Source organism: Psychroflexus gondwanensis ACAM 44 (assembly GCF_000355905.1).
GTDB classification, from domain to species: Bacteria; Bacteroidota; Bacteroidia; order Flavobacteriales; family Flavobacteriaceae; genus Psychroflexus; species Psychroflexus gondwanensis.
The window spans coordinates 14,016-29,511 of record NZ_APLF01000008.1 but is presented as its reverse complement, the minus strand read 5'-3'; the positions used below and the strand labels follow the sequence as shown (position 1 = coordinate 29,511).

General features: G+C 34.8%; 12 protein-coding genes. 3 read left to right on the top strand and 9 right to left on the bottom strand.

Annotation, left to right across the window (positions count from 1 at the left end; translation table 11 throughout):
- Window positions 1-138 precede the first annotated feature (138 nt).
- From PGOND44_RS08390 to PGOND44_RS08355, 8 genes are all read right to left on the bottom strand, one after another.
- Window positions 139-1,107 (bottom strand): deoxyhypusine synthase family protein, encoded by a 969-nt coding sequence (locus PGOND44_RS08390; protein WP_003440082.1) that lies wholly within the window; start codon window positions 1,105-1,107, stop codon window positions 139-141.
- Window positions 1,108-1,613: 506 nt separating this feature from the next.
- Window positions 1,614-1,961 (bottom strand): hypothetical protein, encoded by a 348-nt coding sequence (locus PGOND44_RS15550; RefSeq protein WP_003440081.1) that lies wholly within the window; start codon window positions 1,959-1,961, stop codon window positions 1,614-1,616.
- On the bottom strand, window positions 1,915-2,268 hold the full coding sequence (locus PGOND44_RS08380; protein ID WP_003440080.1) for a four helix bundle protein: 354 nt from the start codon (window positions 2,266-2,268) through the stop codon (window positions 1,915-1,917). Before PGOND44_RS08380 ends, PGOND44_RS15550 begins: the two co-directional genes overlap by 47 nt.
- 738 nt (window positions 2,269-3,006) lie before the next feature.
- Window positions 3,007-3,882, bottom strand: coding sequence for an agmatinase (speB, locus tag PGOND44_RS08375; protein ID WP_003440079.1), 876 nt, complete (start codon window positions 3,880-3,882; stop codon window positions 3,007-3,009).
- A complete protein-coding gene (locus tag PGOND44_RS08370) occupies window positions 3,872-5,272 on the bottom strand; it encodes an arginine decarboxylase (RefSeq protein ID WP_003440077.1) in 1,401 nt (466 codons plus the stop codon). The genes speB and PGOND44_RS08370 overlap by 11 nt, the downstream gene beginning before the upstream one ends.
- 451 nt (window positions 5,273-5,723) lie before the next feature.
- Entirely contained in the window at window positions 5,724-6,542 is an 819-nt protein-coding gene (locus PGOND44_RS08365) for a pseudouridine synthase (RefSeq protein WP_003440074.1), read from the bottom strand.
- Between the two features lie 51 nt (window positions 6,543-6,593).
- The gene (locus PGOND44_RS08360; protein ID WP_003440071.1) at window positions 6,594-6,857 is read right to left on the bottom strand and encodes a hypothetical protein; all 264 of its coding nucleotides are present in this window, start codon (window positions 6,855-6,857) and stop codon (window positions 6,594-6,596) included.
- A gap of 24 nt (window positions 6,858-6,881) precedes the next feature.
- Entirely contained in the window at window positions 6,882-7,166 is a 285-nt protein-coding gene (locus tag PGOND44_RS08355) for an outer membrane beta-barrel protein (protein ID WP_040555946.1), read from the bottom strand.
- Window positions 7,167-7,427: 261 nt separating this feature from the next.
- On the opposite strand from PGOND44_RS08355, the gene PGOND44_RS08350 reads away from it, so the two are divergent.
- Together PGOND44_RS08350 and PGOND44_RS08345 are read left to right on the top strand one after the other, a co-directional pair.
- Entirely contained in the window at window positions 7,428-7,949 is a 522-nt protein-coding gene (locus PGOND44_RS08350) for a DUF4304 domain-containing protein (RefSeq protein ID WP_003440055.1), read from the top strand.
- A 72-nt stretch (window positions 7,950-8,021) separates the two neighbouring features.
- Complete coding sequence (locus PGOND44_RS08345) at window positions 8,022-9,014, top strand: DUF4837 family protein (RefSeq protein WP_003440054.1); 993 nt, start codon at window positions 8,022-8,024, stop codon at window positions 9,012-9,014.
- A gap of 1,127 nt (window positions 9,015-10,141) precedes the next feature.
- Here the strand turns inward: PGOND44_RS08345 and PGOND44_RS08340 are convergent.
- A complete protein-coding gene (locus PGOND44_RS08340; protein ID WP_003440053.1) occupies window positions 10,142-12,517 on the bottom strand; it encodes a TonB-dependent receptor in 2,376 nt (791 codons plus the stop codon).
- Window positions 12,518-12,988: 471 nt separating this feature from the next.
- Between PGOND44_RS08340 and PGOND44_RS08335 the strand changes: the two genes are divergently transcribed.
- Entirely contained in the window at window positions 12,989-15,496 is a 2,508-nt protein-coding gene (locus PGOND44_RS08335) for a phosphoenolpyruvate carboxylase (RefSeq protein ID WP_003440052.1), read from the top strand.

Sequence of the window (15,496 nt, the reverse complement as noted above, 5' to 3'; positions counted from 1 at the left end):
TTAAATAGATTTTGTGCAAAGTTAGCTATAAGCTTTCAGAAAATAAGCTTCACTACTCAGCTTCACTTTAAAGCAACGTCTAGAGTGAAGATGAGTTCTGAAGGTTTTGATGTAAAATTAGCAAAGAGATTACTAAAATTACATCTCCAATAGGTAAGCAAAAATTAACGGTGCTACTATAGTAGCGTCACTTTCAATAATAAATTTTGGAGTATTCATATCCAGTTTTCCCCAAGTGATTTTCTCATTAGGAACTGCTCCAGAATACGATCCATAACTTGTCGTAGAATCTGATATTTGACAGAAATAACTCCAAAAAGGAGTATCGGTTCTTTCCATATCTTGGTAAAGCATTGGAACTACACAAATAGGAAAATCACCAGCAATACCGCCTCCAATTTGGAAAAATCCTATGCCTTGTTTAGAATTTTCGGTGTACCAATCGGCTAGAAACGTCATATACTCAATCCCAGATTTAACCGTAGAGGCCTTAAGCTCTCCTTTCATGACATAGCTAGCAAATATATTTCCCATCGTGCTATCTTCCCATCCTGGGACTACAATAGGCAAGTTCTTTTCTGCAGCAGCATACATCCAGGAGTCTTTAATATCAATTTCGTAATGCTCTTCCAAAACTCCCGAAAGCAGAAGTTTATACATATACTCATGAGGTAAATAACGTTCTCCGTTTGCTTCCGCCTCTTTCCAAATTTTAACGATATGCTTCTGTATACGCCTAAAGGCTTCTTCTTCAGGAATACAAGTGTCAGTAACTCTATTTAAACCCTTTTCTAATAAATTCCATTCGTCTTGAGGTGTCAAATCTCGGTATTCTGGAACACGCTTATAATGAGAATGAGCCACTAAGTTCATGATGTCTTCTTCTAAATTGGCTCCAGTACAAGAAATGATATGCACCTTGTCCTGACGAATCATCTCAGCAAATATTTTACCAAGTTCAGCCGTACTCATTGCACCAGCTAAAGACACCAACATTTTTGCCCCACCCTCCAATTGCTTTTCGTATCCTTTGGCAGCATCAACTAAGCTAGCCGCATTAAAATGGAGATAGTACTTTTCAATAAAATCTGTAATAGGTTTACTCATAATTTTTTTTATATAATTTAAACAATAGAAAAATAGTTAGAACTAAGAAAAAGGAGTTTTGTAATTATATTTAAATTTCTATAGAAATAGATTTTAGGCATTGAATACCTTTTTAAAAAACCTATTTTTTTTATTGGTTAACTTCTTTACTCTATTTTCTTTATTCTCTGTCTTTCTTTGTCTTTGTTCTTCTTTGTTCTTTCTTCTCTGCTTTGCTAGTCTTTGTTCTTTGTTCTCTTCTTTGTTCTCTTCTTTGTTCTTTTCTTTGTTCTTTTCTCCTTATTCTTCCACCTTTTTTCTCTTCTAATCTTTGTTCTTCTTGTCTCTGTTTTGCTAGTCTTTGTTCTTTGTTCTCTTGTCTTTGTTCTCTTGTCTTTGTTCTTTGTTCTCTTGTCTTTGTTCTTTGTTTTTTATTCTTTTCTCCTTGTTCTCCTATCTTTGTTCTTTCCTCCTTGTTCTCTTCTCTTTGTTCTTTTCTACTTGTTCTCTTCTCTTTGTTCTTTTTTCTATTTTCTCTTCTCCTTGTTCTTTTTTTCTCTTCTCCTTGTTCTTCCAGTCTTTGTTCTTCTTTGTTCTTTGTTCTTTGTTGTTCTTTCTTCTTTGTTCTCTTCTTTGTTCTTTTTTCTATTTTCTCTTCTCTTTGTTCTTTTTTCTATTTTCTCTTCTCTTTGTTCTTTTTTTCTCTTCTCCTTGTTCTTCTTTGTTCTATTCTCTTCTCCTTGTTCTTTATTCTCTTCTCCTTGTTCTCTTGTCTTTGTTCTTTTCTCCTTGTTCTCTTGTCTTTGTTCTCCCGTCCTTCTCCCTAACTTAAAGCTGATTTTGAAAACCAGATGCCATTCTTTGAAAATGTTCAATCTTAGCCTCTATCATTTCAAATTCGGCTTCTGTAATATATGCTCTATGCTTGGCAATAAGTAATTGTGTGCCTAATTCAAAAGAAGACCCCATTGCTATATTTACATAATATTTAAAGCTTTTTTGACTTCTAGCGGAACCTTCAGCTATATTACTGGGTATAGAAATCGAACAACGATTCATTTGATCGGAGAGTGCAAATCTTTCAATTTCGGGGAATTTTTTTATAATATCAGAAACATTGAAAGCAATTTCAAGACCCAATTTCCAAATACTCAAATTTTTATAGTTGTGCCTTTTAGCCATCGGAATTGATTTTAATAACAATACACTCAACTTTAAATTTTCATCAGTACTTAAATCATTTTTTTGCACTTACATCCCCTAGTTCTATTTTCTTTCTCTATCCTCTTTTTTCTATTCTCTATTTTCTCTCTCTTTGTTCCTGTTTTCTACTTATTCTATTCTCTCTCTCCTTGCTCTATGCTCTTTTTTCTATTTTCTCCCTATTCCCTCTCCTTGTTCTATTCTCTATTTTCCTCCTTGTTCTTTTTTCTATTTTCTCCCTATTCTCTATTCTCTTTTTTTTTCTAATTTCTCTCTCCTTGCTCTATTCTCTTTTTTCTATTTTCTCTCTCTTCCCTCTCCTTGTTCTATTCTCTATTTTCTCTATCTTCCTCTTTTTTCTATTTTCTCACTATTCTCTATTCTCTTTTTTTTCTATTTTCCTCTTTGCTCTTTTTTCTAATTTCTCTATTTTCTCTCTCTTCCCTCTCCTTGTTCTATTCTCTATTTTCTCTATCTTCCTCTTTTTTCTATTTTCTCACTATTCTCTATTCTCTTTTTTTCTCTTTTCCTCTTTGCTCTTTTTTCTAATTTCTCTATTTTCTCTCTCTTTTTTCTATTATCTATTCTCTATTTTCCTCTTTGCTCTTTTTTCTATTTTCTCTCTCTTCCTTCTCCCTGTTCTATTTTCCTCTTTTCTCTCCTTGCTCTATTCTCTTTTTTCTATTTTATCAACCCTCTCTATCCACCGTCTAAACTCTACTCCTCATCTTCTTCAGATCCATTTTCATATTTAAACTTATAGCTCAACATTTTATAATACAATTTAGCTGCAAGAAAGTCTGAAGATTTATCATTTTCATTAGGACAGAGTTCAACAATATCAAATCCAACCACATTTTTCTTTTTAAAAATTTCTTTTAAGAATTCTAAAGTCTCGTACCAAAAAAGTCCACCTGGTTCTGGAGTTCCTGTAGAAGGCATAATAGAAGGATCAAAAGCATCTAGATCTATCGTGATAAAAACATTGGGGGTCATTTGTCCAATAGCATCTTCAGTCCAATCTTCATATAAGTCTTGAGCAAAATAAACCCGATTTTCATCCATATGCTCTACTTCAGAAACATCCATAGACCGAATACCAACTTGAAGAAGATTCCCTTTTTTGCTAGCTTCATGAAGGGCACAGGCATGATTGCAAGCACTCCCTTCATAAGAAGGCCTCAAGTCTGCATGAGCATCTAATTGAACAACAGTTAGGTCTGGAAAATGTTCATGAAAAGCCCTTATGGTTCCTATAGAAACCGAATGTTCTCCGCCAAAAATAGTGACGAATTTATCTTGATTGATATAAGTCTTAGTGGTTTTATGCACTGCCTCTACCATTTTTTCTGGAGAGCTATTCTCTGAAACTGCTGGGGCAAGGTAAATGCCTTTTTTATAGACTTCAGTACGAGTTTCAATATCGTACAGCTCCATATTTTCCGAAGCTTCAAGAAAAGCCTCCGGCCCTTTATCTGCTCCTTTTTGCCAAGAACTTGTTCCATCATAAGGAACTGGAATTAAAACGACTTTCGCCTCGTCGATACGGGCATACTTGTCTGGAATTCCTGCATAATTTTTTTTAAACGCCATGATAACCTAAAATTTTGAGTAAATCTTCACTTTTTTGTTGTTCACTAAATAGCTCTGTTGATAGACTTCCGTCATCGTTCTTTTGAATTAAAACATGTTTTGGGCTTGGGATTAAGCAGTGCTGCAATCCGCCAAAACCGCCTATGGTTTCTTGGTAGGCTCCTGTATTGAAAAAGCCTATATACAGTGGATTTTCCTTTTCGTATTTAGGTAGATAAATGGCATTCATGTGTTGTTCCGAATTGTAATAATCATCACTATCACAGGTTAAGCCTCCCAGCAAGACCCTTTCGTATCTATCGTTCCAACGGTTTAAAGCTAGCATAATAAAACGCTTACTTATCGCCCAGGAATCTGGCAAAGTTGTGATAAAAGAAGAATTGATCATATTCCATTTTTCACGATCATTTTGTTGTTTTTGGTACAAGACTTCATAAATGGCACCACCACTTTCACCCACCGTAAAACTTCCAAATTCAGTAAAAATATGAGGAACAGGAACCTCTTCTTCTTCGCAGGTCAATTTAATTTGACTGATGACTTCTTCAATAATATACTGGTAATCATATTCAAAAGCCAGTGAATTTTTTATAGGGAAACCACCACCAATATTAAGACTATCTAGACTCGGACATACCTTCTTTAGGCGAGTATATACCCGTAAACACTTCTGAAGTTCGTTCCAATAATACGCATTATCTCTTATACCTGTGTTGATAAAAAAATGAAGCATTTTCAATTCTATCTGATCATTATTTTTGATTTGATCTTCGTAAAACGGAATAATATTTTTATAGCCTATCCCTAACCTTGAGGTGTAAAACTCAAACTTCGGTTCTTCCTCTGAAGCAATTCGGATACCGATTTTAAAATCTTTATCAACCTCCTTGGTTAACAAGTCGATTTCCTCATAGTTATCGATCACCGGGATACAGTTTTGGTGCCCACTATTGATTAGATTAGCAATATTAGTAACATATTGATCTCTCTTGAAGCCATTGCAAATGACAAAAGTATCTTTAGTGATCTTACCCCGTTCCTTAAGGCTATTGACAATATCTATATCAAATGCTGAAGACGTTTCTATGTGAATATCATTTTTGAGTGCTTCATCTAGAACATGCTTAAAATGGGAGCTCTTGGTACAATAACAATAATTGTAAGTCGCCTTATAATCGTGCTTTTCAATGGCATCTTTAAACCACTTTTGAGCCCTGTGAATATTTTCAGAAATTTTTGGTAAGTAGGTGAATTTTAGAGGAGCCCCGTATTGTTCCACCAATCCCATCAAGTCGATGTTGTGGAATGTTAGGTGATCGTCTTTAAGTTGAAATTCGTCTTGAGGAAATTCGTAAGTTTGACTTATAAGGTCAATGTACTTTGTATTCATTTATAATAGCTAAATATTGGTTTAAAGTTAGGTAAAAAAATATAGTTTTGAAAATCGATACCGACCTTAATTAAGAAAAAGAAATAAAAATACACATAAAACAAGTAGTAAGGATATATATTTAAGTTACACAAATGAAGCTTATTTAAACTTAAGAAAAAAGTGATAATTTGTTAAAAATATAATGCTTTTTTAAGATTTAAAGGTCCTGATTTGTTTAAATATAATTACTATCGATTAGGTTTATCATTTTCCCATTGCCCTTCGAAGCTTATATTATTATTTATATCATATAAGACACCCGAACCGTTTTACCTTTCCATAAATTCAATGTCATCCATTTGACGACTATAAATTGCTTTGTAAGCTATCGTATTTTGAGCTAAATATGCTAAAAGACAAGACAGTTCCAAATATTAAAGTAAAGACTCAAATTGTAGAATAGTATGTTTTAAACCATTCCAAGATTGATGACCTCTTGTCTGGTAAGGTGACGATAATGCCCTCTAGGTAAATTTTTCTTATCTAGATTTGCATAAATCACGCGATCTAATTTTTCGATCTCGTAACCTAATTTTTTGAAAATCCTCTGTACAATATGAGCTCGTTGGCTTCTAAGTTCTAGGCCAACAATATTCTTTGGTCTATTGTCGACGTAAGCCGCTTCTTCAATTGTCACTTTAGAACCTTCGATAAAAGGACCGTCCTTAATTACTTCCAAGTCCGATTCTCTTAAGGGCTTTGTTAATTCAACTTGATAAATTTGTCGAACTCCGTTTTTATGACCAGAAAGTTTTTTAGCCAGCGTTCCGTCGTTTGTAAAAAGGATAAGTCCCATTGCACTGGTATCTAATTTACCAACTGGTGCAAGTTTAGACTTAGAGGCATTTTGAACTAAATCTAAAGCGGTAAGCTTTCCTTTTTCGTAACTACCCGTTACATAAAAACTCTTAGGTTTATTAAGCAAAACGTATGCTTTAGGCTCTGGATTGATTCTACGTCCGTCGAACTTGACCTCATCCTCTAGCTTCACATGGTGTCCCATTTCTGTAACCACCTCACCATTTACCGTTACGTTACCAGATTTTATATAGATATCGGCATCACGACGAGAGCAAACTCCCGAGTTGGAAATGTATTTATTAAGACGCATGCCTGCACTTGGATTCTTAACTTGCTTATCTACTTTGGACTGCGCAACTTCTTTCTTACTGAATTTGGCCTTTGGAGAAGACTTTGGATTGGTTTTATTTTTTTTAGGATCTTTCATTTTCAAATTTTTTGCAAAGGTACTGTTTTTTAGACTCTTGAGTATTTAGTATTATTTAAAAAAGTATCCAAAACTGAGTTGTAACAAAGTGTTATAAAGTTGACCTGTTTCCAAGTTACTTCCATTGTTGATATCAATAAACCTTCTTTCATATCTGAATCCAATAGTAAAGCCCCATTCCGTTTTATAATTGACCCCAATATTAGCTCTGTAGTCTATATCCTTAAACTGTTTTGAAATTTCTAAAATAGAAGATTCAGGCCCTACGATAGTTTTATATTGAGCATTGATGAGATAACTCGTTCCAGGCCCCAATTCCAGTGCTAAGCCTTCCGCTACTTAGTATTTAAATAAAATCGGCAAATTTAGATAATCTAATCTTAACGTATTATCAATTTGAGTTCCATTGGAGTTACCTCTATTTACACTGCCTTGCCTGGTATAGATCAACTCAGGTTGAATACTAATTTTTTTATTAAATTTATATTCCGCCTGCACACCCGCTAATATTGAAGCCCTGAGAGAGTTAAGTTCCTCAGCACCTTGAACTTCTGAAACAGAAACCCCAAATTTAAGCCCATAGGAGAACGGAACTAATTTGTCTTGAGCTTTCAAATGTGTCACCGAAAAAATAACTAATACGCATAAAAAGTAACGTTTTATAGTATTATTTAAGAAGCAAAAGTATATATATTCAAAATATTATTCTTCTTAAAATATCGAATAATACTGTTAGAGTAGTATCTAAGCCCATCATTTGCTGTAAAAACTCAAAAAGAATATCAATTTAAAAATTTACGGTTTTCCCGTAACATGTTTACGGTTGAACCGTAAAGCAAAGTCAAAAGTCTCTCGTATTTTTGGAATAGACAAATACCCTTGGTTATGAAAGCAATTGAAATTTTACAAAAAATGAATTCTGAAATCTTGACTCCTCTTTTAAGAGATGCAGGTTTTAATAACGAAGGTGATATATGGTGGAAATCTACTGAAGAATTTTCATTGGTTTTAACACTTCAAAACTATTGGTGGTCCACCGATGATAAGATTGATTTTAGGATTAACTTAGGTTTGATGATTCCTCCTATCCATAAAAAATCTAAAAAAAGACCTGAAATCACCGAACTCGCTGTATGCGTATCTCAGGATTGTTATTTGCCAGAGAGCATTCAATTTCATAAATATAAAAACAGCATTGGGTATTGTATCAAAAACGGAGATAATGTAAAGGAATTTTTAGAATTGATACAACGCGACTTTGAAGACTTCATAATGCCTCAATTATTAAAGCAAGAGACGCTTGAAGATTGTGTTGACTTTTATAAAAATGTGCCATTCTGGAATCAAAGATTGAATAGATTTATAGAAGAACATAGATTCAAACTAATGAATAATCTAGCTGGTTAATCAAGTTTAGTATTGTAAATTGTGTTTTGGAACGATATTAGCTACATCTTTTAAATTCAAAACAACTTCGAAATGCAATATACTTTACCCAAGACTATAAGCTATAGCCTAGTCGCCCTCTCCATCTTAGTCATTAGTTCTTGTAATGATACCAATACATCTGCTTACAAAGCAGAATCTTCTGGAAACCTCAATCAACTTTCGGTTATTATTACCAATGAAGATTGGCAAGACTCCATTGGAGAACAGATTAGAGAGATTTTTGCAGCAGATGTGGATGGCCTCCCTCAACAAGAACCAAAATATGCCTTACGCCAAATCCCTCCAACGGCTTTTAGTGATTTTGCAAGAAAAAATAGAACCTTCTTAAAGATTGAAAAATCTAAAAAAGCAGGACATCAATTTTTATTAGACTCTTTTGCAAAGCCTCAACTTGGTATAGCTATAACTGGTCCAAATCAACAAGCTATAATAGAAGAATTAAAGCAAAACAAAGACTTTTTCTTGAAGAAATTACATGATACGGAACTAAAAGAAAAAAGGAGACGTATGAGCAAAGCACCAAAAAAAGTGGATGTCTTGATAAAATCCTTGGGAGTTTCCATGTTATTCCCATCAGCTTATAGATATGCAAAACAGGAGGATAACTTTTTCTGGATGCGGAAGGACATCAAAAATGGCAGTATGGAGTTATTAGCTTATGAAGTTCCAAAATCTACTATTGATAGAAATGGAGACGTTATTGCTAATGTGATTAAGATGAGGGATTCTGTTGGGAAAAATATACCCGGCCCCAATGAAGATACGCATATGATTACCGAAGAAGCCTATGCTCCTTATTTATTTGAAACTGAAATCGATGGAAAATTTGCTTATGAAATCAAAGGAACTTGGGAAGTAAAAGGCTTTTTTATGGCAGGTCCATTTTTAACTTATGCTATTCGAGATGACAAGAATGACAGATATGTGATCTTAGAAGGCTTTGTATTTAAACCGTCCTCTTCAAAAAGAAATCAAATGTTCGAAATTGAAGCCATCTTAAGATCCGCGACCTTTATAAAGTAATTTAAAGAGCTAAACGTAAAGACTAAGGAGGCTATCTCAAAAATAATGACTAGCCTCTTTCCCTTTTTTTTTCAACCTAGATTACTCAGTCTTTTTTCTCTTTTGTCTTTTCTCTAACTCTCCTCCACAATCTTTGTTCTTTTTTCTCTATTCTCTTTTGTCTTTTCTCTACATCTCTAGTCTTATTTCTCTTTTCTCTATTCTCTATTCTCTTTTTTCAACCTCTACTCTCCAGTCTTTTTTCTCTATTCTCTTTTCTCTACCTACTACCCAGTCTCCTTTCTCTATTCTCTTTTCTCTACCTACTACCCAGTCTCCTTTCTCAAATTCAGTGACAATATACTTTTGAATTCTTGTGAGTATTTAGCTTGCTTGCCAATATTCCGTGCATTTGCTTTCATAGTTTTCCGCTCTTTTAATGGTCAACATATACAAGAGACGTACATTATTCTGTATTCAGCAATCCTTATTCCCTGTTCTTTATTCAATATTCATTATTCTGTGATCAGTATTCTGTGTTCAGTATTCTATATTCATTATTCAGCAATCATTATTCAATATTCATTATTCTGTGTTCAGTATTCAATATTCATTATTCAACATTCATTATTCCCTGTTCTGTATTCAATATTCATTATCCTGTGTTCTTTTCTCTTTTTTCTTTCCTCTCTTTGCTCTATTCTCTTTTGTCTACCTCTACTCTCCAGTCTTTTTTCTCTTTGCTCTATTCTCTTTTTTCTAAATTACCTCAACACTCTTTTTTCTTCCCTCTCTTTGCTCTATTCTCTTTTTTCTAAATCACCTCAACAGTCTTTTTTCTTCCCTCTCTTTGCTCTATTCTCTTTTTTCTAAATTACCTCAACAGTCTTTTTTCTTCCCTCTCTTTGCTCTATTCTCTATTTTCTAAATCACCTCAACAGTCTTTTTTCTTCCCTCTCTTTGCTCTATTCTCTTTTTTCTAAATCACCTCAACAGTCTTTTTTCTTCCCCCTCTTTGCTCTATTCTCTTTTTTCTAAATCACCTCAACAGTCTTTTTTCTTCCCTCTCTTTGCTCTATTCTCTTTTTTCTAAATCACCTCAACAGTCTTTTTTCTCTACCACCCCTCCCCGCCTACTGTTCAATAGATTAAAATTTAAGAGTGACGCCTGCTAAAAAATTAATGCCTGCTTGGGGATAATAACCTGCACCTTCAAAAGTCTCTGTTTGACCAGCATCGTTTTGAAAATTACCAAAGAAGAAATAACCATTTGATTCGTATTTAATATCAAAAATATTATTGACTAAGCCCGTAAACACTACCGACTTAAATAAGGGAGCATTTTCCCACTCGTAAACAATGTTCAAATCGTTGGTGAAAAAACTATCTAGCCGTGAGACTTCACTATCGATATTACCCATATACTGTTCTCCAACATATTTAGAAATTAAGCTTACTTGAAAGACCTCACTAGGGTGAAATATCAACTGATTAGCTCCTATAATTTCTGGAGAATAGGAAATATTGGTTTCACCAAGGTTTTGAATTTCACCACCTAAATTTGCTCTAAAATCGATGTTTTTATTCCGGCTCAAGGTCAAATTAGGCCTAAGAGAAAATAATCTCGACACTTTTATATCAGCATCAATTTCTAAGCCTAACCGGTAACTTTCGCCACTAGTCTCCCTTATAGGAGCACCCACATCATCCAACGCACCAGTCAAAACCATTTGGTCTTTGTAATACATATAGTATAAATTAGTATTGACCGAAGACTTTCCTAAATCGAGTCTCCAACCCAATTCAAAATCGTCAAGGATCTCTGGATTGGTGATACCGTTTTCAAAATCTCTACGTCTCGGTTCTCTTTGGGCTTTACCATAAGAAGCATAGAGTTGTTGATCTTTATTAACTTGAAAGGTAGCTCCTGCTTTGGGGTTGAAAAAATTAAAGTTTTCATCCACCAAAAGATTAACCTTATCCGATGTCAAACCCCTAGTGGTATAGTTCACAAACCTTCCTTGTAGATCACCAAAAAAACTCAATTGATCATCCAGCCTCCATGTGGCCTTTGTAAAGGCTGTAAATTCTTGCTTGGTTCCAGTTCCGAAATAATAATTGTCTCGGATTTCTGAATTCCCAGCGAACCTAGACCAAATCACTTCCCCAAAATGATCATTGGTATAATGGCTATAAAATAATCCAGATGTAAAATCAAGTTGGTTATCTGTATAATTTATCGTGCCGTTTACCACATAATAATCGTTATCCAACCAACGTCTGCGAATCAAATCTGAATTTTCTACGGTTTCCCCACCTATTTGAACTGGTCCAATTTCATGAAAGGCTAAATCTGCATCTTCCTCGTACTGTTCAAAATAACCACGACCATAGGTATAGTTTAAACTAAGGTTACTAGTCCAATTTTGATTTAATTTTTGATTCCAGTGTAATTGGTAGTGGTCTTGCTTATAATTATCCACTTCGTTATCGTAAAACTGCCTATCTCCATTCTCATCAGTATACATCCCTGAAGGATTGAAAGTTCTATCGGTTTCCAAGGTTTCTCTGTCTATACCATACCAAGCTTGGTAGGTAATATTATTACCTCCAAAGGCAAGAGCCTTGATATAGGTCCCTCCATCTTGGAAAGTCCCTTGCAAAAAGTAGGACTTTAGATCGGAGGAAGCTCTGTCTACATAACCATCTGATTTAATTTGAGATAGTCGGCCAGAGAATGTAAACTTGTCTTCCAAAAGTCCCGTTCCAAATTCAATCGTATGTCTTCTGGTATTGAACGATCCAACAGAATTACTAATCTCTGCACTTGCTTCGTCATCCTTTGCTTCCGTAAGGATATTAAGACTGGCCCCAAATGCTCCAGAACCGTTGGTGGAGGTTCCTACACCTCTCTGCAATTGAATATTTTCTGTAGAGGAAGCAAAATCTGGTAAGTTGACCCAAAAGGAACCTTGACTTTCCTGGTCGTTAAAAGGAATCCCGTTTAAGGTCACATTTACCCTAGACGCATCACTTCCCCTCACTCTTATAGACGTATAGCCTATACCATTACCTGCATCGGTAGTGGAAACTACAGAAGGAAGCACATTAAGTAAGACCGGGATATCCTGCCCTAGATTTCTGCTCTCAATATCTTTTTTAGTAAAATTGGAGTGAGTGATGGGCGAGTCTGCGTCTACTCTAAAGGCTTGTACTAAAACCTCATCAAGAGATTCCTCGGCTTTGGCCATATCCACATCCAAGGTTTGGTTAGACATCAACTTCAGCCTAACTTCTCGGCGATTTCCATTGGCAAATACTAAGGTGTAGTTGCCTTTTTCTAAAATTAGTTGGTAATCACCATTCTCATCGGTAACGGTGCCGTAGTTTGTAGATTTAGCATACACACTTACATCTTTTAGCGGTTTGCCGTTTTCAGTAACTTGTCCTTCTACAGTGTAGTTTTGTGAGAAGGATTGCCAACCCCAAAGGATCGAACATAGTAGAAATAATTTGGTTTTCATTCGTAAAATGATTTACGAATAAAAGGGGCAATTATTCAAAATTGGACATTAAAAAACCTGATAACCATTCTGGCATCAGGAGTACTAAGCAATGTATGACAATTCTAGTTGTCATTTTCCCTTGGCAACATTACTTGCCCAGGTTCATTGGGTATAATCTCAGTCTTGCTATTGCAAAACACCCCTTTGAGACGTCGTGCAAACTTATAGAAATGATTTGGAATTGACTTCAAAAAATAATACTTAATTTAAAGATTAAATTTCAAATTTAAGATTTAAATTAGTGCAAGTGAAGACTAGCTTTTAAAATTATCACTCAGTTTTCAAATAAAAACTTACCTGTTTCAGGCATTTAGGAATGGGCAGTAAAACAATGAACTCAAATAATTTTAGATTGTTTTTCTGTATTTCTGAGAATAAGTAGAATATTTTTTGTGACTGTATTTACTATACATTTTTAAACTTAAAGCCATGCAAAACAACAAACGCGCAGAAAAATTCAGACAGATCGTAAAAAATAAATATTTGATTTACAATAGTTTATTTTTGAATTTGCCTAACGAAGACTTGTCATATACAGGTATTTTCATTCCACTTTTACATAAGCTTAGTAAAGAAGGTTACCAAAAAGATGCGGAACCGAAGGAAGTCATTGAAGATTTTTTAGCAAATCATACAGAACTAAAAACCGACAAGGAAAAATTTGACTTATTATTCAGAATGATCCAATACATCGAACGTCAAGTTGTTTTGTTTGATAGCATTGAAGATGCCGCTTTTTCTAGTTTCAAAAAACAAAAACTTGAAGACGTTTTACAACCTCGAAACGAGAATTATAAAGATTTGGTTCAACACTTGAAACGCTTTAGTGCACGGGTAGTTTTTACCGCCCATCCAACCCAGTTTTACCCTAATAATGTGCAAGGAATTATGCACGAGCTTCGCAATGCTATTCAGGATGATAGCATTACGAAAATCGATAATACACTCCAGCAATTGGCTTTTACGCCATTTATTAATAGAGAGAAACCAACTCCTTTTGAAGAAGCACAAAGCATCATTTTTTACTTGAGATACGTGTATTACGAAACTCTAGGCAAAATTTATCATCAAGTTGGAAAAACAGCCAATTTACCACCAGACTTTAATCCCAATTTGTTAGAGTTAGGATTTTGGCCAGGCGGTGACCGAGATGGCAATCCTTTTGTAAACAAAGAAACCACCTACGAAGTTGCTACTCAGCTGCGCATTACCATCATGAAATGCTACTACAATCATCTAAAGGTTTTGATGCGTAAACTTACTTTCCGAGAAGTTAATGAGCCGCTTAATAAACTTAAGGCTAAACTATATAAACAAATTTTCAAGAAGAAAACCAGTTTAACTTCTCAGGAAATCTTGAACATAATGTATGAGGTCAGGAAGCTTGTGGAAGAAAACTACAGATCTCTTAATATAGATTTGATAGACGATTTTATTGGTAGGGTTCATCTCTTTGGAAATCATTTTGCGACCTTAGATATTCGACAAGACAGCAGTGTTCATAATCAAGTTATAAGAGACATATTCGATAAAGAGTTCCACGTTAATTATGATGAGTTAACTTCAGAAGAAAAGATAACCTATTTAACTCAAAACTCTTTAGCAATAAATCCAGACGATTATTCCGATGATTTGGTGGTCGATACGCTAAGGAACGTATATCAAATTCAAGAAATTCAAGAATTAAACGGTCAGCGTGGTTTGCATCGCTACATTATTTCCAATTCAGAAAGCATTTTTGATGTTCTTCATGTGTTTGCAATTTTTAAGTATTGTGGTTATAAAGAAGATGAAATCTGTATCGATATTGTTCCCTTATTTGAAACCATGCAAGGAATGGACAATTCTGAATCTGTGATGACTGCGCTTTACGAAAATGAAACCTATAAAAACCACTTGCTAAAAAGAAATCAAGAACAACACATTATGCTAGGCTTTTCTGACGGCACAAAAGATGGTGGATATTTGAAAGCCAATTGGGAAATTTACAGAACCAAAGAACGCTTAACCCGCTTGTCTAGAGAAAAGGCTTACCGAGTTGTGTTTTTTGATGGCCGCGGTGGCCCACCAGCTCGTGGAGGTGGAAAAACGCATCAATTTTACGCCGCACAAGGAAATGAAATTGCAAATGAAAAAATACAATTGACCATCCAAGGACAAACCATTACCAGTCTTTTTGGAACCCAAGAGCAAGCCACTTACAATTTTGAACAGTTGCTTTTGGCAGGTGTAAAATCTAAACACCGCAACAGATGGAAGCCGAATCACAAAGAATTAATCACCCAATTAGCCGATAAAAGCTACCAAAAATATATCAGTTTAAAAGAGCACGAGTTGTTTATTCCTTACTTGGAAGAGATGACAACGCTTAAGTATTATGGAGCAACAAATATTGGCAGTAGACCAACCAAGCGAAACCAAGATGCTAAACTTCAATTGAAAGATTTAAGAGCCATTCCGTTTGTTGGTTCTTGGAGTTTGGCTAGACAAAATGTTCCTGGCTACTACGGTTTAGGAACTGCGCTAAATGCATTTGCAGACCAATTCCATGTCGTTGAAGATTTGTATGAAAACTCTGCGTTTTTTAGATCTTTAATACTGAACAGTATTATGTCCATGAAAAAATCCTATTTCCCATTGACTTCCTACATGAAGAATGACAAGAAATATGGTGAATTCTGGAAAGAGTTACGTAAAGAATATGAGCTTACGAAAAAACTAGTGCTTCAACTTACAAAACAAAAAGAGCTGATGGAAAATGAAGAACTAGCCCGAAAATCCATTAGTATGCGAGAGAATATCATACTGCCATTGCTCAGCATTCAGCAATATGCTTTACAAAAAATTCAAGAAAATGATCCAAATAAAAACACTTACGAAAAAATGGTAATCAGAGCTTTATTTGGAAATATCAACGCAAGCCGAAATTCAGCTTAA